Source organism: Indiicoccus explosivorum (genome assembly GCF_002167005.1).
GTDB classification, from domain to species: domain Bacteria; phylum Bacillota; class Bacilli; order Bacillales_A; family Planococcaceae; genus Indiicoccus; species Indiicoccus explosivorum.
Genome location: NZ_NHTN01000030.1, coordinates 15,737 through 34,939 on the forward strand (window position 1 = coordinate 15,737; position 19,203 = coordinate 34,939).

Genomic DNA, 19,203 nt, shown 5'->3' on the forward strand with positions numbered 1-19,203 from the left:
GGAAAACGATGAAAGTTGTGAAGTTGGAGCAATACGGCGGACCGGAAGTGCTGGAGCTGACAGAAGTGCAGAAGCCGGAGCCGAATGAGGACGAAGTCATTATCGAAGTCAAAGCGATCGGTGTCAATTATGCGGATACAGCGCGGCGGGAAGGCCAGTATGTCGTGCCGACACCGCTGCCGTTCACTCCTGGAGCGGAAATCGCAGGTGCTGTATCGGCAATCGGAGATGGCGTGACCCGGTTCAAACCGGGCGACCGGATTGTAGCGCTGATTGAAGCAGGCGGCTATTCGGAATTCGTGGCGGTGCCGGAACAGGCGCTCATCCCGGTGCCCGACAGCGTGCCGTTCGAACAGGCGGTGGCATTGCCGCTGCAGGGACTGAGCGCATACCACATCCTGAAGACGATGGGCAGGCTGGAAGCGGGGGAAACCGTGCTCGTGCACGCGGCAGCAGGCGGTGTCGGAACGCTGGCCGTGCAGCTGGCGAAGATTTTCGGTGCCGGAACCGTCATTGCGACGGCGAGCACGGAAGAAAAGCTGGAACTTGCCCGATCTCTCGGTGCGGATCATCTCGTCAATTATACAAAGGACAATTGGGCGGAACAGGTGAAGGAACTGACCGGCGGCAAAGGCGTGGATGTCGCGCTCGAAATGGTCGGCGGCGACATATTCCATCAGACGCTGAAGTGCCTGGCACCGTTCGGGCGCCTCGTTATTTTCGGAGCAGCGAGCGGTGAACAGGCAAAATTCTACCCGGGGCAGCTCATGCGTAAAAACCAGTCGGTCATCGGATTTTTCCTGCCGCAGATCATGCGGAAACCGAAGCTGTTCCAGCAAAGTCTCCAGGAGCTGCTGGAGTGGACCGGCAGCGGCAAACTGCAGCTGACGATCGGCGGCACTTTTCCGCTGGCCGAAGCGGCGGAAGCGCACCGGCAGCTGCAGGGAAGGAAAACAACCGGCAAAATCATTTTGAAGCCGTAAACAGGACGTTACGGATATCCCGAAAATGGAACCGCCCGTATCTGCGCCTCCGGAAGGGGCGGGAAACGGGCGGTTTGGCTGTCGGGAGAGGGTCTTAAGACGCCTTCTGCATAAAAAGCTTTGAAATTAATTATTATAATATTTACACAAATGAAGGTTTGATCTAAACTGAAGTTGGAGATGCGCCCTGCATTTTCATTTTATTAAAGGAGGGGAAACGATTTGAGTTCCATTATAGTGGCATTGGCAGGACTTGTTCTTTTTTTCCTGGGTTACCGGTTTTATTCGAAGTTCGTAGCAGAAAAAATCTTCAAGCTGGATCCTGATTATGTCACACCGGCCCATAAGCTGGAGGACGGCGTCGATTTCGTGCCGACGAATAAGTTCGTGCTTTGGGGACATCACTTTACATCGGTGGCGGGGGCCGCACCGATTCTCGGACCGGCAATCGCCGTGTATTGGGGATGGCTGCCAGCTTTTATCTGGGTAGTCTTCGGTACGATTTTCGGCGCCGGGGTCCACGACTTCGGCACGCTCGCACTTTCTGTCCGGAACAAAGGCCAGTCTGTGGGCACACTCGCACACCGTCTGATCGGCCAGCGCGGTAAAATCCTGTTCTTATTCATCATCCTGATTCTCGTGCTGATGGTCAATGCGGTGTTCGCATGGGTCATCGCCAACCTGTTCATCTCATTCCCGGCAAGCGTACTTCCTGTATTCATCCAGATTCCGCTTGCTGTCTGGATCGGCTACATCGCCTATAAAAAGACGAAGAGCATGCTGGTTCCGTCGCTTCTTGCACTCGCCGTCATGTATTTGACCGCTGTGCTGGCAGCCATTTTCCCGGTCCTCCAAATCGACCTCGTGTCATACATGGGAGGAGAGGACGGCACCGGACTGTTCGGCCTCAGCACCATTTCAACAGCGTTCTTCATCTGGATCATCATCCTGATGGTGTACGTGTATATCGCTTCGACGCTGCCGGTATGGAAGCTCCTGCAGCCGCGGGATTTCATCAATTCCCACCAGCTCGTCGTCGGTCTTGCAATCCTGTACTTAGGTCTCCTGTTCACAGCGCCTGAAATCACAGCGCCTGCAGTGAATGCGACAGCGGACGTCTCGTGGATGCCGCTTCTGTTCATCACGATCGCCTGCGGTGCCATTTCCGGTTTCCACGGTCTCGTATCGTCCGGTACATCGTCGAAGCAGCTTAATAAGGAAACCGATGCTCGCTTTGTCGGGTATCTCGGTGCGATCGGGGAAGGGGTCCTGGCGCTCGTTTCGATCCTTGCTGTTGTCACACTGTTCCCGACGACCGGCGCATTCCGGGAAGCCTACAGTAGTTTCGCGGCGGCAAGCGGCGGGGGTCTCGGCAACTTCATCCTTGGTGCGAGCCAGCTGGCGACAGGCCTGTTCATCCCGGCGAATGTCGCGGCTGCAATCGTGGCGGTCATCGTCGTCAGCTTCGCAGCGACGACGCTGGATACGTCCGTCCGTCTGATGCGTTATATCATTTCGGAGCTCGGCCAGGAATATAACATTCCAACGCTGACAAAAACGCATGTCGCGACTTCTGTCGCCGTCGTATCCAGCGCAGCGCTTGTCCTGCTGCCAAAAGGGCCGAATGGTTTCGGTTCGGGTGGCTTCCTGCTCTGGCCGCTGTTCGGCACATCGAATCAGCTGCTGGCAGGCATCAGTTTGCTGCTGATCACCATCTGGCTGAAACGCCTCGGCCGGAATTATGCCATTACAGTCGTTCCGATGGTGTTCCTGCTGTTCATGACGCTATACGCCATGGTCCAGCAAGTGTTCCTGCAGTGGGCGTTCTGGAATGAGGGAGGGAACTGGCTGCTGTTCATTTTCGGGTCCATCATCCTCGTGTTCTCACTCTGGATCTTCGTGACGGCCTGGTCCGCACTGCGGGGAGATACAAAAGAATTGCCGGAGACGGAACAATAGTAATCACGCAATTAAGAGGCAAGTATTCAAGAGGGACCGTTCCGGCTCCCTCTTCTTGCCGTTAATAAAGGAGGAAAGCGCCATGTTTGAACAGCTGAAGAGGCTGATCGACTATTATGAAGAAGTCATCAGCATGCCGCACAGGCGCGAAATTGCGCTGGCACTCCGTGATGAAGATGACCTGTTTTTCCTGATGCTGTATTCGGAAATGATCGGCATTCCGAACCCGGCGTACTACTACACACTGGAACTGTATCCGTACATGATCGAACAGTTCCATGACTGGCATTTGCGGATGGGCATGGACAAATCGCCGCTCGATGGCATCCGGTGCTGCTGAAAGGGAGAGAGGCATGGACATACTGGAAAAACAGATTTTATTCGTCGGCGGAAAAGGAGGGGTCGGAAAGTCGACTTCAGCCGCCGCCATTGCGCTGATGTCAGCAAGGCAAGGGCATGAGACGCTCCTCGTTTCGACGGATCCCGCGCACAATACCGGTGACATTTTCCGCCGGAAGATCGGCGGGGAGATCACGAAAATCGCCCGCAGCCTGTCCGCTCTGGAAATCGACCCGGAATTGGAGACAGCAAGTTACATCCAGAGCGTCAAAGAGAACATTAAAGGGACCGTCCACTCCGGCATGATGGAGGAAGTGCACCGGCAACTCGATACGGCGAAAGCATCGCCCGGAGCGGATGAAGCGGCTCTGTTCGATAAACTGATCCGCATCATTCTGGAAGAGCGGGAGCGGTTCGATAAGATCGTGTTCGATACCGCGCCGACCGGCCACACTATCCGGCTGCTGTCGCTGCCGGAGCTGATGGGTGTCTGGATCGAAGGGCTTCTCGCGAAACGGAAGAAGACCAATGACAACTACAGCCGTCTTTTGAATGACGGGGAACCCCGCGAAGATCCTATTTATGAAGTGCTGCGGGAGCGCCAGCAGCGCTTCGCGAAAGCGCGGCGGGTCCTTCTGGATAAGGAACAGACCGGTTTCATCTTCGTATTGAATCCGGAGCGGCTGCCGATCCTTGAAACGGAAAAAGCGCTGGAACTGCTGGCGAAATACGACTTGAAGGTCAGTACCCTGATTGTGAATAAAGTATTGCCGGACGAAGCGGATGGCGCCTTTTTCACGGAACGGAAAAAGTATGAAAAACCGCACCTGGAAGAAATAAATAAGCGGTTCCGCGAACAGGAACTCATCTACATCCCGCTGTTCACCGGAGACATTTCGGAGCTCGGACAGCTGGAGGAATACAGCAGTTACTTTATGAAAGGAAGTCGGTTATGAAGGCAGTTGTACTTGAATTCGGAGAGTTGAAAGTGAAAGAAATGCCGGAGCCTGAAGCGGGAAAAGGGGAAGCGGTCGTCGCGCTGAAAGCGTCCGGCCTTAATCACCGCGATTTGAACATTCCGAACAGATGGGGCAAAGATAAGGAAGCGCTCATCCTCGGCTCGGATGGCGCCGGTGTCGTCACTGCGGTCGGGGAAGGCGTGGCGAATGTGGCCGTCGGCGATGAAGTGATCATCAACCCGGGCCTCCGCTGGTTCGAGAACAGTCCGGCACCGCCGAAGGAATTCGATATTCTCGGCATGCCGGACCACGGGACGTTCGCTGAGAAAATCGCCGTTTCAGCTGAGCAGCTGGAGAGGAAACCGGAGCACCTGTCATGGGAGGAAGCCGGCGTCACCGGACTTGCGCTGCTGACCGGCTACCGTGCGCTCGTCACAAAAGGAGGCGTCCAAAAAGGGGATACGGTCTTCATTCCCGGAGCTGGAAGCGGCGTCGCCACATTCCTCATCCAATTCGCGAAACAGGCGGGCGCCCGCGTCATCGTGACGTCAAGAAGTGAAGAAAAGCGTGAACATGCGCTTAAGCTCGGTGCAGACCGGGCCATCGATACAGCAGCTGACTGGGAGGAGGAGCTGAAGGGTGAACAGATCGACCTCGTCATCGAAAGCGTCGGACGCGCAACCTTCAACCGCTCACTCGATGTTTTGAAAAAAGGCGGCCGGATCGTCGTGTTCGGCGCAACGACAGAGGATACGATCGAATTCGATCTGCGCCGGTTCTTTTACGGCCAGTATCAGCTGTTCGGTTCGACGATGGGCAGCCGGGAAGAACTGCGGGAAGCGCTGCGGATTTTGGCGGAGAACGAACTGCGGCCGGTCGTGGACAGGACGTTCGCTGTGGAGGAAGTCGGCGAAGCGTTCAGTTACTTAGAGGAAGGGAAACAGTTCGGCAAAATCGCTTTCAAATTTTGATGCACCATGAAACCATCGCTCCATTCATCCGTATAACTGGTATAGAAGACGGAGAGGATGAAAGAGATGGAGAATACCGGGCTGAAAGTTCTTGTCCATGCGAGCGCGTTCTTTATGCCGTTTTTGGTGCCGTTCATCGTTTATTTGATTTCAGAGGACTATGAAGTGAAAAAGCTGGCCGTCCAGGCGGTGCTGTTCCAGATTGTGATGGCTGTCCTGATTTTCCTCGCGGTCTTGCTGTCATTTTTGCTGATCGGCATTCCGCTGCTTGTCATTTTCGGACTGATGACGCTCATCGTGCCGATTTTCGGCATCGTCCGGGCGGTCAACGGCCAGCAGTTCAACTATCCGATCGTCGGCAGCTTCTACCGCTGATGCACATCAAGAAAGGGGATGTCCGAAAAGGTCAGAATACCTGTTTTCCTTTCCGTTCGGTCCGGGATGGGGACACCGGACGCTTTTTGACCCACATGATGTGGGAAATGCAGCCAGCGCGACAGGACGTCGCGGTGCTGGATGCCCGGACGGACGGCCGAGCCACCGCCGCTCATGCTTCGCGGCGGGGTCTCGGTCATCCGTTCTTCCGCTGGAGTCGCCGGTTTCCAGTCCATCCCCTGACCGGACAGACAGGCGAGTCGCTGACCGCCCTTATCTGAGACATAAGTCGAAAAAGGCCAATACGCGATTCATCCGCCTGCTGCTGGGTCAGCGTGTGACAGTCCTTGAACGGGACCGGATGCCTCCGGACCAGCCAGCAGGAACGGGAAAGTGGAGATGAAAAAGGCGGGAAGAGGAAATAGGCTCCTCTTCCCGCCTTTGTGATTGGCAGGCCTTCTTTTCAGGGAAACGGACCGGCGGCAGCCGGCGGAAATGCGAAAAACCTTCTGCTCCTGCGCAAGCTCGTCGCAAACAGCCGAGACAAGAAATTTGCCGCGGCTGTTCGCAGGCGTCTCGCAGGATCCGTCCCTTCACATTGGCCGGCGGTTTTGCATCAATCCTGCCGGAGCGGCGATACAAGCCTGGGTGTCTCACGGAAACTGTCCTGGTTTGGTGCCTGCTTCTGATGCTCAGGGGCTTCCAGCAAGCATGAAACAGAAGACATCATCCAGTCAATGCCCATTCCCTTCAGAAAAAGGCGGAAAGAAAAGGGGAGGAATCCCGGCCACTCCGGCAGAATAACGGAGGGAAGAGACCCCGGAGCGCGCGTCAGCGCGTGAGGAGGCTCGGCCGTCCGTCTGCGGAAAGGGCCGGGTTCCCCCTTTTCTGGACCGGCAGGTTCTCTTGAAAACAGGGCAGGACTGAAGATGTAAAATGGTTATGGCTTTTTTCTCGACAATCTGAAAAGGCTCCCCATCCATCGGGGAGCCTTTTGGCATTTCAATTAAAGATGTAAGCAAGCGCCTTCAGCGCCTGGTCCGGTGTCTCGGCCGTCACATGCGCTTTGCGGGACAGTTCTTTCAGTGCATGGTGCAGCTTCTCCGGACGGATCAGGATGAGCGGCTTGCCGGTCGCCACCGCCGCGCTCGCATCCATCGCCGTGTTCCACTGCTTGTACTGTTCGCCGAACAGCGCAATGACAAGGTCCGCTTTATTGAGCAGCACTTCCGTCCGCAAATTGTTGAAGCTCGAAGCCGCTTGGTCGCGGAACACGGCGTTCGGCTGTTCGCCGAGAATCTCTTCGCCAATCCCGTCCGAGCGCTCATGATCTTCCATCGGCCCGGTGAAATCGACCGGAAGTCCGAGCGCTTCCGCTTTATCCCGGATTTCTTTGCGCCAGTCGCTGTGGATCTCGCCGGCGAGGTAAACTGTCAGTCTCATCACCATCATCCCTTCGTACGCGATTTCCTCCAGTTTACCACAATGTCCGCCGGTCTGTTCATCCGACCGCCGGCGCCCGTCTCTCCCGGACAGTGACAGGCAGCAGCGACAGGACGTTCTCGAATTTGAATGTCCGTTTTTCACGTCTCAGGAAACAGTAGGCCTGAAAGGAGTCGCCGGCCACTTTCAGCACTTTGATGCGCCGTTTTGTGATGGATCCGTCCGCGGCCATGTACATCATGGTGATCGGTTCACCTGTCTTGAAATATTTTAGAACCTGCGTCTGCATGGTTTTCACCTCTCGGATAAATAGGGAACGCTTGTTCCTATTTTAACCCGAACAGCGAATAAATGCAACGAAACGCACCTTTACCTGATACCGGATTTTTCCTATAATTGAACGAACATATATTCTTTGTTAAACAATCGGAAAGAAGGGATAATATGCGGTTTTTCCATACCGCCGACTGGCACCTCGGCAAGCTCGTGCAGGGTGTATACATGACCGATGACCAGCGGCATGTGCTGGAGCAGTTCGTGCAGGCGATCGAAAACGAAAAACCGGACGCGGTCATCATTGCGGGTGACTTGTATGACAGGGCGGTGCCGCCGACGGATGCGGTGAATCTGCTGGATGAAGTGCTGGCCGATATCACGATCCGTCTGAAGACGCCGGTTCTTGCGGTCGCAGGCAACCATGACAGCCCCGGCCGGCTCGATTTCGGCAGCCGCCTCATGAAAGTGAATGGCTTCCACATGGCCGGACGTTTCCGGCCGGAAATCGAAAAAGTCGTGCTGCAGGATGAAGCGGGCGATGTGCATTTCCATCTCGTCCCATATGCCGATCCCTCGCAGGTGCGCCACGCATTCGGCGAAGACGGGATTTCGACGCACAATGACGCGATGCGGAAAATCACGGAAACGATCCATGCCTCAGCCGATCCGGCCGCCCGTCATGTATTCGTCGGCCACTTATTCGCCACACCGCACGGGGAACCGGAAGACAACACTAGCGAATCGGAGCGGACACTGTCGGTCGGCGGGGCCGAGCATGTCAGCGCGGAGCATTTCCATAATTTCCATTACGCGGCGCTCGGCCATCTTCACCAAGCGCACCATACCGGATCCGGACACATCCGCTACGCCGGCTCACCGCTCAAGTATTCCATCTCGGAAGAACGGCATCAAAAAGGCTATTATGCTGTGACACTTGAAGCGGACGGCAGCGTGACGGCTGAAAAGCGGCTGTTCGAACCGCGCCGCGACATGCGGACGGTCACAGGGAAAATCCATGACATCCTCGAACACGAACGGAGCGACGATTATGTGTTTGTGAAACTGCTGGATGAAACGCCGGTGCTCTATCCGATGGAGAAGATCCGCACTGTTTACCCGAACGCGATGCATGTCGAACGGTCCATTCCGTCCGCTTCCGGGAACCGGACGTCAGGACGCTCCCGGCAGCAGATGGACGAACTTTCTTTATTCCGCGCGTTCTATGAAGAAGTGAAAGGTGCCGCGCCTGCAAAAGAGACGGAAGCGCTGTTTGCGGACGTGCTGCAGGAAATCCATGGCGGGGAGGAAGAAAAAGCATGAGACCGCTCAAACTCAGACTGACGGCATTCGGACCGTACAAGAAGACGGAACTGATCGATTTCACGGAGCTCGCGCACAACCGGCTGTTCGCGATTTCCGGCAACACAGGCTCCGGGAAGACGACGATTTTCGATGGCATCTGCTTTGCGCTGTACGGTTCGGCGAGCGGTTCCGACCGCGAAGAGTCGAAAGGGCTCCGGAGCGACTTCGCAGACGACGCGACGCATACGGCCGTGGAAATGGAGTTTATTGTACATAACAAGACGTACCGGATCTTGCGTCAGATGGGACATGTGAAAAAGGGCAATAAAACCGCGACAGGCGACCGCTGTGAGTTTTTCGAACTGGCGGAAGATGGCGAAAAACCGTGCGTCGAGCGGCAGATGGTGTCGGAAATCAACCGGCGTGTCGAAGAAATCATCGGCCTGACGCAAAGCCAGTTCAGCCAGATCGTCATGCTGCCGCAAGGGGAATTCCGCAAACTGCTGGTTTCCGAGACGGACGACAAAGAAGTGATTCTGCGGAAAATCTTCAAGACGGAACCTTACAAGTGGTTTGCGGAGAAACTGAAGGTCCGGCGGGATGACCTGAAAAACGCGTTTGAAGCTGAACAGAAGATCGTGGAGCATGAAATCGCGGGAATCCGTTCGGCGCTGCCGGAGCGGGAGACGGAACTGTTTGCCGCGCTGCAGACAGAGCACGCGAATATCCGGCAAGTGCTCAGCGGCCTGGCGGCGGAAGAAGCCCATTACCGGGAAACCGCCAAGCAGACGGACGGATTGTATGCAGCGCAGAAGAAGCAGGCGGATGACCGGCTGCAGGCTTATCACGAAGCCCAGCAAGTGAACAGCCGGTTCCGGGACCTGCGGCAGAAACAAGAGCGGCTGCAGGAACTCGAACGCAACGAAGCAATCGTACAGGCACAGGAAGCGGAACTGAAGCAGGCGGAACGGGCGCAGGCGATCGTCAGCCTTGAAGCATACGTCCGCGAGCAGAAAGATGAAAAACGGCGCAAAGAGACGCAGCGCCGGGAATCCGCGGACGCTGTCGGAAAAGCGGAGGCGGCGCTGAAAGAGGCGGAAGCGATTTACACAGCGGAAGAGGGCCGCCAGGGAGAACGGGCGCAGGCGGCGGCTGAGCTCGTGAAGCTGGAACAGCTGAAGCCGGCGGTGGAGAACCTCGCCGGGAAGCGGATGGAAATGGAACAGACCGCTTCCGGAGCGGAACGGGCGGAACAGCAGTTTACAATGAAATCGGAAGAACTGCAGAAGCTCGAGGAAAACCTGCGCGCACAGCAGCTCCAAATCGACCAGCTGGACGAACAGACAGCGCCGCTTGATGAAAAAGCGGAACAGCACGCCGTCCTGCAGAACGAGCGGCGGATTCTAAAGGAACTGACGGCGCTTGAAGCGAAGAAAGAGAAACTGGCGCGTGCGGCTGAAAAAGAGCAGGGAGCCCTCAGGGAAGCGGAGCGTGTTTACCGGGAACTGGAGGCGGAGCGGACGCACAGTCAGGCGGCGCTTCTCGCGGCACGTTTGCATGATGGCGAGCCCTGCCCGGTGTGCGGCAGCACGGAACATCCTGCGAAAGCGGAAATGGGAGAGTCCCATGGATTTTCCGAAGACGAGCTGGAACGGAAGAAAGAGCGGCTCGAAGCGGCGGACCGCGCATTCCGTAACGGGGAAGCGGCATTGCATGCGCTGCAGGAACAACTCGAAGACAAGCGGCAGGAAGCAAGGAGTGCCGGTTTGGCGACTGGAGATGCTGTTTCGGTCCTTGAACAGAAAGAGCAGGAAGCCAGCGAACTGACAGCCGTTTTGGAAAAACTCCGTTCCGGCCGGGAACAGCTGAAAAAACTGCGGACCGCTGCCGGCAAGCAGACGGAACAGCTGGAGATCTTGAGACATGAAGTGCAGCAGTCAGAGGCAGCGGTGAACGAACAGCGGACAGCGGCAGTAAGGGCGGCGGCTGTTTATGACAGCCTGATCCAATCAGTGCCTGAACAGCTGCGTACGGATCGTGAACTCGCGGAAGCAATCCGAAAAGCGGCTGATGGGAAGGAACGGCTAGAGGGCGCGTGGCGGCAGGCACAGGATGGCTACCAGCAGGCGAAAGAACGGTACAGCAACGCCACGGTGACGGCTGCGCATCTGGAGACGGCGGCAGCTGAAGCGCATGAAAAAGAAGGAAAAGCGATCGCGCAGTTCCAGGAAGCGCTCGGCAAATCCGCCTTTGCGTCGGAAGAAGCGTATCAGGAAGCGAAACGGCCGGAAACGGAAATGGACCGTCTGAGCAAAACCATCTCTGTTCACCGCCAGGCAGTCCATACGCTCCGGGAAGGGATCCGCGAGCTGACCGTTGGGCTGGCAGGTTTTACGGAGACGGATCTCGAAGCCGCGGAAGCGGAATTGGCGGCACTTCAGCAAGCTTGTGACGAGACGCTTGAAAAGCTGAACCGGGTGAAAGAACTCGGAGACAAAGCGCAGCAGCTTGCCGAAAACATCCGCTCCGCCGGTGAACGGCGCGACGAGCGGGAAGCGGAACTGTCGAGGGTCACGGACTTGTATGACGTGGTGCGCGGACAGAATGGGCTGAAAGTGTCCTTCGAGCGTTATCTGCAAATCGAGTATCTGGAACAGATCCTGGAATCCGCCAATGAACAGCTGCGACGGCTTTCCCACGGGCAGTTCACGCTCGTGCGGAGCGAACGGCAGGAAACACGCGGCAAGCAGAGCGGGCTCGGCCTCGATGTATATGACGCTTACACCGGTCAGACGCGGGATGTGAAGACGCTGTCCGGCGGCGAAAAATTCAACGCCTCCCTCTGCCTCGCGCTCGGAATGGCGGACGTCATCCAAAGTTTCCAGGGCAACGTCGCCATCGACACGATGTTCATCGATGAAGGATTCGGATCGCTGGACGAAGAAGCGCTGCAGAAATCGATCGACACCCTCGTCGACCTGCAGAAGTCCGGCCGCATGATCGGCATCATTTCACACGTTCAGGAACTGAAGACGGCCATCCCCGCCATCCTCGAAGTGACGAAATCGAGGGACGGGCACAGCCGGACGAAATTTGTGATCAAGTGACGGAAAGGCCGGCTGCCTTTGCGGATCGTTTTTCTCGAATCCAGGGTGTTTATTCTCGAATGCAGAGTGTTTATTCTCGGATTCAGAGTGTTTATTCTCGAAATTCGGGTATTTATTCCCGAAACAGCCGCCTGCATAGGTCTGCGGCGGCGTTTACTGACACAGGAGGTGCGGGCCATGAAAATTTTGGTTGTAGGTGCCGGCGCGGTCGGCGGTTATTTCGGCGGACGGCTGCTGGAAAAAGGGGAAGACGTGACGTTTCTCGTCCGGGAAAGCCGGAAACGGAAACTTGAAGAAAACGGATTTAACATCAACAGCGTGCACGGCGATTTCAGTGCGAAACCGAGGCTGCTCGTCAGCGGCGAAAATGATGAAAAGTTCGATGTCGCGCTGCTGTCGGTCAAATCGTATCAGCTGATTCGGGCCATCGAGGACTTGCGGCCGCATTTGGCGGAAGACGGCGTCGTCCTGCCGCTGCTGAACGGCATTTCACACATGGAGGAACTGACGCGGGCATTCGGTGAAGAGCGGGTGGCCGGCGGACTGTGCTTTATCGAATCGACGCTCGACGACGACGGAACGATCGTGCAGAAAAGCCCGATGCATCAGCTCATCTATGGCGAACGCAGCGGTGAAACGACGGACAGGATCCGCCGGCTCGAGCAGGCGTTCGAAGGCGCAAATGCCGATTTCCAGCTGAGTGACCATATCGAACAGGAAATGTGGCACAAGTATTTATTCATCACGGCGATGTCCGGCATCACTTCGCTTTTTGAAGCGCCGATCGGGCCGATCCGGGAACTGGACAGCGGGCAGCGGGCGGTCAAGGCGCTGCTGAATGAAATAACAGCGGTGATGGAGGCGGCCGGGGCGCCGATCAGCGAAACTATTGCCGAAGACTTATACGGAAAAATAAACGGTCTCGGTCACGGTATGAAATCGTCCATGCAGCGAGATGTGGAGCGCGGCGCGCCGACAGAAGCGGACCACTTGCAGGGGTACTTGCTGAAACTGGCGCACGAGCACGGGGTCGATGTGCCGGTGCTTGAGACCGTGTATACGAAACTGACGCTGTACCAGAAAGCGCGCATCGCCGAGTGGTAGGTGGGATTTCTCCTGCAAACTGTGCTAAAGTGGAGCTTTAGAAAACATGCAGGAGTGACCTCAATGATGAAACAGCTGACAGCAGAACAATTTATCGGGCTCATCGAGCGGGAAGCGGATCTCATCATCCCGATCGCAAACGGGGAACCCCACCGGCTGCTCGATATTCTGGAAGAACGGGCAGCCGGACTGTCCGGTGTGAAGATCCATCAGATGCTTGCGCTGGAACCGCGGGCTTATATTAACGGGGAACTGGAGAACCTGAAGCACGTTTCTTATTTCCTGAGCGGGGCGACACGCAAGGTGTACCAGCAGGCGAAGATGGAGCTTGTGCCGAACAACTTCCATGAGATGCCGCGCCTTCTTCAGAAAACGACAAAACTGTCCATGATCCTTACGGTCGCCGCGCCGATGGACGAACACGGCTATTTCTCGCTCGGCACACAGGCGGATTATATCGCGGACTTCATCGGGAAAGTGCCCTTCGTGCTCGAAGTGAACAAACACATGCCGCGCACGTTCGGCCAGAACCAGATCCACATCAGCCAGATTGCCGGTTTCATTGAGCATGACGCGCCGCTGACGGAAGAGAAAGCAGTGCCGGTCAGCGACAAGGACCGCGACATCGCCGAGAAAGTGGTGGCGGATATCCAGGACGGTGATACACTGCAGATCGGCATCGGCTCCGTGCCGAACGCCGTCATTTCGATGCTGAAGGATCATCGCCATCTCGGCATCCACACGGAGATGCTGCCGTCGGCCATCGCGGATCTCGTCGAAGCCGGCGCGGTCGATGGCACGAAAAAATTCACGAACCCCGGCAAAATCATCGCGACGTTCGCTTACGGGTCGCAGAAGCTGTATGACTTCATCCATAACAACCCATCGCTTGAATTTCTGCCGGTCAGCGTGGTGAATGACCCCCGGGAAATCGCGAAAGAAAAGAATATCGTCTCGGTCAATGCGACGACAGAAGTCGACCTGTACGGGCAGTGCGCGTCCGAAACGGTCGGCGGCAAGTACTTTTCTTCGAGCGGCGGCCAGATCGATTTCGCGAGAGGCGTGCGGTTCGCAGAGAACGGTAAGGGATATATCTGTACGTATTCAACGGCGAAAGACGACACTATTTCCCGCATCAGGCTGAACCTCACACCGGGATCGGTTGTGACGACCGGGAAAAATGACGTTGACAACATCGTGACCGAGTACGGCATTGCCCGGCTGCACGGCGTGTCATTGGCGGAGCGCGCCAAGCGGCTCATCGCCGTGGCGCACCCGAAATTCCGGGATGAATTGCGGTTTGACGCCAAAAAACAAGGACTTTTTATATGATGCAGTTAACGGCTCTTTTCCTTGAACGGAAAAGAGTCTTTTGTTTGAAAAATAAAACAGAAAAATGAGATAATTAAACCATCACGAGACTGCTCAATTTTCCTGAACGGAACATAAATTGAAAAGGAGGAGACGGAAATTGAAAACTTCGTCCAAACTGATTCTCGTGACAGGCACTGTATTGGCAGGATTGATATTAACGAATAAGCGGAGCCGTGAAGAAGTGGCACACAACTTCACGGAAGCAGTCAAAGACCCGGAACAGTTCGTGGAGAATGCAATCGAGCAGGCGGAAACGGTCCGCAGGATCTTGAGCGCTGTCTACATGGAAATCTGGGGCCAGCCCGAGTACGATGAAGACGGCCGGATGGTGGATGAAGGCGCACTTACGAGCGTGCAGTACTTCAACAAAAACCAGGAGAAGCCCGCCTAAGGCCGGCTTCGAAGAAAGGCTTCCGTTATCCATGGCGGAGGTCTTTTTCTGTTTGCGGCTGCGCAGGACTTTACTTCCGCTCTTTTGGATACTATACTTGAAAAGTTGATTTATTTACTTAAGTAAGTATTGCGGGGAGTTTAGTTATGAAAAATGACCTTTTTCACGAAATTCACCAAAAAGCCCGTCTTTCAGTCAAAGAAGCGAACGTGCTGCTGAAACGTTATGGCCTCTACAGTTCGCAGTGGTCGATACTGGCTCTCCTGAAACGCCGGGGCCCCATGTCACAGACGGATATTTGGCAGTACTTGAACGTCGAAGCGCCGACAGTGACACGTACGGTCATCCGGCTGGAAGAGCAGGGCTGGGTCGTCCGGAAAGAAGGGCGGGACAAGCGGGAGCGGATTGTTCAGCTAACGGAGAAATCAGAGGGATCACTGGCTGATATCGCGGAGCAGATCCGTGCCCAGGAAGAATTTCTGCTGTCCGGCCTGACGGATGAAGAACAGGAGCTGCTCCTTACGCTCCTCCGGAAAATAAACGCGGACAGCACTGGAAAGGAGGGGTTGGATGGCTGAGAAGCAGCCGATCTGGACGAAGAGCTTTGTGAATAACTTTGTCGGCACTTTTTTTGTTTTCACCGTATTTTATGCGCTGCTGACACTTCTTCCGATTTATGTGCTGGACGAGCTGGGCGGCAATTCGGCTCAAGCGGGGCTTGTCGTTTCAATCTTCCTGGCCTCCGTCATCCTCCTCCGGCCCTTCGCAGGCATGATGCTCGACCGTTTCGGGAAGAAGTCCATGCTGCTCGTCAGTGTATTTGTATTCGGCGGCATAACGTTCCTCTACGCGACTGCGGACGGAATGGCGATGCTGTTCATCATCCGGTTCCTTCACGGGTTTTCTTTCAGTATCGCCACAACCGCGGCCGGAGCGATCGCCGCTGACATGATTCCGCCCGCCCGGCGCGGAGAAGGGATCGGTTATTACGGGATGTCGATGAATCTGGCGGTGGTCGCCGGGCCGTTCATCGCGTTGACCCTGCAGCCCCTGATCAGCTATGAAATGATTTTCCTGCTGTTCGGCCTGCTGATGATTGCCGGGCTTTCCTGCAGCTTGTTTGTGGAGGCGCCGGCTGCCGGCAGACCGGCGGAGCATACTGCCCGGAAGGTATCGTTCGACGATCTTCTTGAACGGAAGTCGCTGCCGATCGCTTTCACCGGCTTTTTCGTGGCGATTGCGTATTCCAGCATCATTGCATTCATATCGGTTTACGCGGAATCCCTCGGCCTCATTCAGGCGGCCGGCTTCTTTTTCGCCGTTTATGCAGCCGCGATGCTTTTAGTCCGTCCGGTCACTGGCCGGATTTTCGATGCGTATGGGCCTGATGTAATCATCATTCCCTCGCTTGTCCTGTTTGCAGCAGGGCTGTTCCTTTTGAGTTTCACGGATTCCTCCTGGATGCTCCTTCTTTCCGGAGCGCTGATCGGGGTGGGATACGGTACGATCCTGCCGAGCTTCCAGACATTGGCGATTCAGGCGGCGGCGGATCACCGGAGCGCATATGCCACCGCTACCTTCTTCATGTTTTATGACGGCGGCATCGCGCTGGGTTCCATCCTGCTGGGAGTGGCTGCCGGTTTTCTCGGTTATGCGGACCTGTATGCCTCATTGGCGGCGGCTGTCCTGCTGATTATATTTGTGTATATCCGTGCATCAGGAAAACGGTCTTCTTTCACTGAGAGTAGATAAAATATCGGAATTTCATTAAAATTGTAGCAGAGCCGATGGAAGGAGCGGAACCTGTCATGGGGAAAATCAGCAGAGAACTACATGATTATTTGATCGGCCGGAAGAAGGAGATCACGGAAGCGTGGCTCAGTACCCGGAAAAATGGCGCGGGTACCGTGTATGCGGCTGATGCCGGTTCACAGACCGAAGCGCAGCTAAAAGCGGAGAATGGGGCGTTCATCGATGCCATTTCCCGTGTTTTTATTGAAGACAAAGAAATTTACCGCAAATACGTGGAGCAGTGGACATCGGAAATCGCGGAAAAGCGGGTGAAGACTGCTGTCCCGCTTGAAGACGTGGTAGGGCAGATCCGTGTCTTCCGTCAAATCTACTGGGGATTCGTGCGGGAGTTTTTCGAGGAGCCCTCGTCTGAAGCCACCGCGGTCGACGCGCTTCGCTGGAGCGGCTGGATGAACAGCGCGTTCGATTATGTGATCGAGAGCTTCGTGCGCCACTACCAGGAAGCGCACGAAAAAATCCTGGCGGCGCAGCAGGAAGTCATCAATGAGCTTAGCAGTCCGGTCATCCCGATCAAACGGGGAATCGGGATTTTGCCGCTGGTCGGCGACATCGATACATACAGAGCGAAAGTGATCTTGGAGACGACGCTGAACCAGAGCACGGCAAAAGGGCTGCATACGCTGTATATCGACCTGTCGGCAGTGCCGATCATTGACACAATGGTTGCCCATCAGCTTTTCCAGCTGATGGAGGCGCTGAGCGTGGTCGGCGTCAAATCGATTTTATCCGGTATCCGTCCGGAGATTGCACAGACGGCCATTTCACTCGGGCTGGATTTCGGCGGAATCGAAGTGCATGCCAACTTGATGCGCGCTCTTGAAGCGCTCAAACTGCAAAAAAAATGACAAACAGCCCGGACTCTGGAATAGAGACCGGGCTGTTTACTATAGAATATAAAAATAGACAACGGAAAAATGGGCGAAACTGCCGATGAGCGTGAATACATGGAACACCTTGTGATAATTCCGGTTATCCAGTGCTTTTTCAATGCCGTACAGAACGCCGCCGATCGTATAGAAGACACCGCCGGACACGAGCAGGATCAGCCCCTGCATCGACAACTGCGCTGACAGCGGTTTCAGCGCAAAGATGATGATCCAGCCCATCAGGATATAAATAACCGTCGTAGTTTTCCGGTATTTATTGAAGGCGGTCATGGCCAGCAGAATACCGGCGGCCGCCAGTCCGGCGACGAGCAGAAATATCGTCCAGCCGGTTACACCTTCCAAGGTGATCAGGCAGAAAGGGGCATAGGATCCGGTGATCAGCACATAGATCATCGAGTGGTCGACTCGGCGCAGGAACCTGATTTCCGATGTGTCGTCCTTCACCCAATGGTAAGCCGTGGAACTCCCGTATAAAAGAATGAGTGTGATGCCGAAAAGGGCGACAGCAGCCACATGGAGTGCAGGGGCTTCCTGCGAGACAGCCCTAAAAATCATCGCCGCTCCGCCAAGAAGGGACAGGACGGCGCCGAACAGATGGGATAAGGCATTGAACGGTTCCCGAATATGTTGTTTCAAATCAGGCACGAACCTCTCTATGTAAATTTAGACAGCCGTATAGTAAGAATGGTACCACACGTTTCCGGAAAACTTAAAGCCGCGCCCCGTTTTTCCGGTGACCGCGGCTGAATGGGAATGGCTTTTTGCCGAAGGAAGTGCTAGCAAAAGCTGAAACTGGGTAAAGGAATAACGGATGCAATTGTATGCATACGAAGAGAGAGGAGGAACAGGATGGGGGAAATCCGGCTGTTTGAGAATACAGGGGTTCTGAAGGAAATCTTTATCAGTGAAATCGTATGGTTTTTAGTGTGCATTGCGGGGATTTTCATATTGAAATCCGTTTTCCTTCGGGTGCTGAAGACGAAATTCCGACAGGAGAACTTCCAGATCCGCACCTTTCCGCTGATTGAAGATGTGGTCAATTCCCTTGTTTTTTATGGAGTCATCCTGTTCTTCCTGAATTACTTCTGGACAGAAAGCTGGCTGACGGATCCGTTTTATGAAACGGAAGGGGTGGAAATCTCACTCCTGCTGATCGTCATCGCAATCATGATCGTGACTCTCGCCAACCGTGCCGTCAAAGCGGTGAACCGGTACATTATGCCTTTCGTCTACGAACAGTTCGGCCTGGAAATGGGAATGCGGTATACGCTGAACCGGATCATCTACTATTCCGTGATGTTTTTGGCCCTGATCGTCAGCTTTACGACTGCAGGCCTTGACCTTACAGCGGTCGGCGTTATTTTCAGCGTCCTTGGAATCGGGATCGGTTTCGGTATGCGGAACATTGCCGCAAATTTTGTGTCCGGCATCATCATTCTTTTTGAACGCCCGATGGAAGTCGGCGAACTGGTCGAAATCGATAAAAAAATCGGACGGATTTCGAAAATCAAGCTGAGATCGACGGTGGTGGAGACGCTGAAAGACGGGACACTGGTCGTGCCGAACCAGTATTTCATCGAACAGATCGTGAAAAACCGGTCTTCCGCACAGCTTTTTGCCCGGGTGATCGTCAGTGTAGCTTACGGCAGTGATACTCGTGAAGTGGAACGTCTCCTGCTGGAGGCGGCTGAACAGGAAATCGACAGGACGGTCGGCGTGCCTGTTGAGCAGCCGGACGTCCAATTCATCGATTTCCGGAATTCCGCATTGGATTTTCAGGTGGAAGTCCGGGTGGTGGATGTGGAAACGAAGGAAAAAGTGGAGAGCCTCCTGCGGCACGGTATCGCTCGTCTGTTCACTGAAAATGAAGTAAAGCTGGCTGATAATTGGAATAAACGAGATGAAGGCTGAGAAGGTGATG

At 55.2% G+C, this 19,203-nt stretch carries 18 protein-coding genes; 15 read left to right on the forward strand and 3 right to left on the reverse strand.

The genetic code is table 11. From position 1 onward, the window contains the following. The first annotated feature begins 8 nt into the window (after nt 1-8). From CCE92_RS09750 to CCE92_RS09775, 6 genes are all read left to right on the forward strand, one after another. On the forward strand, nt 9-983 hold the full coding sequence (locus tag CCE92_RS09750; protein WP_088007344.1) for a quinone oxidoreductase family protein: 975 nt from the start codon (nt 9-11) through the stop codon (nt 981-983). A gap of 222 nt (nt 984-1,205) precedes the next feature. Continuing rightward, entirely contained in the window at nt 1,206-2,942 is a 1,737-nt protein-coding gene (locus CCE92_RS09755) for a carbon starvation CstA family protein (RefSeq protein WP_088007346.1), read from the forward strand. A gap of 82 nt (nt 2,943-3,024) precedes the next feature. Further along, nucleotides 3,025-3,282, forward strand: coding sequence for a cory-CC-star protein (locus CCE92_RS09760; protein ID WP_088007347.1), 258 nt, complete (start codon nt 3,025-3,027; stop codon nt 3,280-3,282). A 13-nt stretch (nt 3,283-3,295) separates the two neighbouring features. After that, nucleotides 3,296-4,237: an ArsA family ATPase gene (locus CCE92_RS09765; protein WP_088007349.1), complete on the forward strand. Its 942-nt coding sequence runs from the start codon at nt 3,296-3,298 to the stop codon at nt 4,235-4,237. Beyond that, the gene (locus CCE92_RS09770; protein WP_088007351.1) at nt 4,234-5,211 is read left to right on the forward strand and encodes a zinc-binding dehydrogenase; all 978 of its coding nucleotides are present in this window, start codon (nt 4,234-4,236) and stop codon (nt 5,209-5,211) included. The genes CCE92_RS09765 and CCE92_RS09770 overlap by 4 nt, the downstream gene beginning before the upstream one ends. Nucleotides 5,212-5,277: 66 nt before the next feature. Then, nucleotides 5,278-5,586, forward strand: coding sequence for a DUF4870 domain-containing protein (locus tag CCE92_RS09775; protein ID WP_088007421.1), 309 nt, complete (start codon nt 5,278-5,280; stop codon nt 5,584-5,586). Between the two features lie 1,002 nt (nt 5,587-6,588). Here the strand turns inward: CCE92_RS09775 and CCE92_RS09785 are convergent. Further along, on the reverse strand, nt 6,589-7,029 hold the full coding sequence (locus CCE92_RS09785; protein ID WP_088007423.1) for a YtoQ family protein: 441 nt from the start codon (nt 7,027-7,029) through the stop codon (nt 6,589-6,591). 58 nt (nt 7,030-7,087) lie between these two features. Continuing rightward, entirely contained in the window at nt 7,088-7,318 is a 231-nt protein-coding gene (locus CCE92_RS09790; RefSeq protein ID WP_088007355.1) for a transcriptional regulator, read from the reverse strand. Nucleotides 7,319-7,473: 155 nt separating this feature from the next. Here CCE92_RS09790 and CCE92_RS09795 point away from each other — a divergent pair, with 155 nt between their 5' ends. From CCE92_RS09795 to CCE92_RS09830, 8 genes are all read left to right on the forward strand, one after another. Continuing rightward, on the forward strand, nt 7,474-8,625 hold the full coding sequence (locus CCE92_RS09795) for an exonuclease SbcCD subunit D (RefSeq protein WP_088007356.1): 1,152 nt from the start codon (nt 7,474-7,476) through the stop codon (nt 8,623-8,625). Then, a complete protein-coding gene (locus CCE92_RS09800; protein WP_088007358.1) occupies nt 8,622-11,714 on the forward strand; it encodes an SbcC/MukB-like Walker B domain-containing protein in 3,093 nt (1,030 codons plus the stop codon). Before CCE92_RS09795 ends, CCE92_RS09800 begins: the two co-directional genes overlap by 4 nt. Nucleotides 11,715-11,891: 177 nt before the next feature. Next, nucleotides 11,892-12,818 carry a ketopantoate reductase family protein gene (locus CCE92_RS09805; RefSeq protein ID WP_088007360.1) on the forward strand — a complete coding sequence of 309 codons (927 nt, stop codon included), beginning with the start codon at nt 11,892-11,894 and terminating at the stop codon, nt 12,816-12,818. Between the two features lie 63 nt (nt 12,819-12,881). Beyond that, entirely contained in the window at nt 12,882-14,150 is a 1,269-nt protein-coding gene (locus CCE92_RS09810; RefSeq protein WP_088007362.1) for an acetyl-CoA hydrolase/transferase family protein, read from the forward strand. Nucleotides 14,151-14,289: 139 nt separating this feature from the next. Continuing rightward, complete coding sequence (locus CCE92_RS09815) at nt 14,290-14,583, forward strand: YbyB family protein (RefSeq protein WP_088007364.1); 294 nt, start codon at nt 14,290-14,292, stop codon at nt 14,581-14,583. 146 nt (nt 14,584-14,729) lie between these two features. Next, nucleotides 14,730-15,161, forward strand: coding sequence for a MarR family winged helix-turn-helix transcriptional regulator (locus tag CCE92_RS09820; RefSeq protein WP_088007366.1), 432 nt, complete (start codon nt 14,730-14,732; stop codon nt 15,159-15,161). Further along, a complete protein-coding gene (locus CCE92_RS09825) occupies nt 15,154-16,335 on the forward strand; it encodes an MFS transporter (protein ID WP_088007368.1) in 1,182 nt (393 codons plus the stop codon). Before CCE92_RS09820 ends, CCE92_RS09825 begins: the two co-directional genes overlap by 8 nt. A 56-nt stretch (nt 16,336-16,391) precedes the next feature. After that, on the forward strand, nt 16,392-17,240 hold the full coding sequence (locus tag CCE92_RS09830) for an STAS domain-containing protein (RefSeq protein WP_162287859.1): 849 nt from the start codon (nt 16,392-16,394) through the stop codon (nt 17,238-17,240). Between the two features lie 39 nt (nt 17,241-17,279). On the opposite strand, the gene trhA is transcribed toward CCE92_RS09830, so the two are convergent. Beyond that, nucleotides 17,280-17,918, reverse strand: a complete 639-nt coding sequence (trhA, locus tag CCE92_RS09835; protein ID WP_088007425.1) for a PAQR family membrane homeostasis protein TrhA — start codon at nt 17,916-17,918, stop codon at nt 17,280-17,282. 213 nt (nt 17,919-18,131) lie between these two features. On the opposite strand from trhA, the gene CCE92_RS09840 reads away from it, so the two are divergent. Beyond that, nucleotides 18,132-19,193, forward strand: coding sequence for a mechanosensitive ion channel family protein (locus tag CCE92_RS09840; protein ID WP_088007372.1), 1,062 nt, complete (start codon nt 18,132-18,134; stop codon nt 19,191-19,193). The last annotated feature ends 10 nt before the right edge of the window (nt 19,194-19,203 follow it).

Excerpts from the sequence above, each read along its gene's own strand:
- CCE92_RS09750 (WP_088007344.1), top strand. The coding sequence starts at position 9 with ATGAAAGTTGTGAAGTTGGAGCAATACGGCGGACCGGAAGTGCTGGAG.
- CCE92_RS09760 (WP_088007347.1), top strand. The coding sequence starts at position 3,025 with ATGTTTGAACAGCTGAAGAGGCTGATCGACTATTATGAAGAAGTCATC.
- CCE92_RS09765 (WP_088007349.1), top strand. The coding sequence starts at position 3,296 with ATGGACATACTGGAAAAACAGATTTTATTCGTCGGCGGAAAAGGAGGG.
- CCE92_RS09770 (WP_088007351.1), top strand. The coding sequence starts at position 4,234 with ATGAAGGCAGTTGTACTTGAATTCGGAGAGTTGAAAGTGAAAGAAATG.
- CCE92_RS09775 (WP_088007421.1), top strand. The coding sequence starts at position 5,278 with ATGGAGAATACCGGGCTGAAAGTTCTTGTCCATGCGAGCGCGTTCTTT.
- CCE92_RS09785 (WP_088007423.1), bottom strand. The coding sequence starts at position 7,029 with ATGAGACTGACAGTTTACCTCGCCGGCGAGATCCACAGCGACTGGCGC.
- CCE92_RS09790 (WP_088007355.1), bottom strand. The coding sequence starts at position 7,318 with ATGCAGACGCAGGTTCTAAAATATTTCAAGACAGGTGAACCGATCACC.
- CCE92_RS09795 (WP_088007356.1), top strand. The coding sequence starts at position 7,474 with ATGCGGTTTTTCCATACCGCCGACTGGCACCTCGGCAAGCTCGTGCAG.
- CCE92_RS09800 (WP_088007358.1), top strand. The coding sequence starts at position 8,622 with ATGAGACCGCTCAAACTCAGACTGACGGCATTCGGACCGTACAAGAAG.
- CCE92_RS09805 (WP_088007360.1), top strand. The coding sequence starts at position 11,892 with ATGAAAATTTTGGTTGTAGGTGCCGGCGCGGTCGGCGGTTATTTCGGC.
- CCE92_RS09810 (WP_088007362.1), top strand. The coding sequence starts at position 12,882 with ATGATGAAACAGCTGACAGCAGAACAATTTATCGGGCTCATCGAGCGG.
- CCE92_RS09820 (WP_088007366.1), top strand. The coding sequence starts at position 14,730 with ATGAAAAATGACCTTTTTCACGAAATTCACCAAAAAGCCCGTCTTTCA.
- CCE92_RS09825 (WP_088007368.1), top strand. The coding sequence starts at position 15,154 with ATGGCTGAGAAGCAGCCGATCTGGACGAAGAGCTTTGTGAATAACTTT.
- CCE92_RS09830 (WP_162287859.1), top strand. The coding sequence starts at position 16,392 with ATGGGGAAAATCAGCAGAGAACTACATGATTATTTGATCGGCCGGAAG.
- CCE92_RS09840 (WP_088007372.1), top strand. The coding sequence starts at position 18,132 with ATGGGGGAAATCCGGCTGTTTGAGAATACAGGGGTTCTGAAGGAAATC.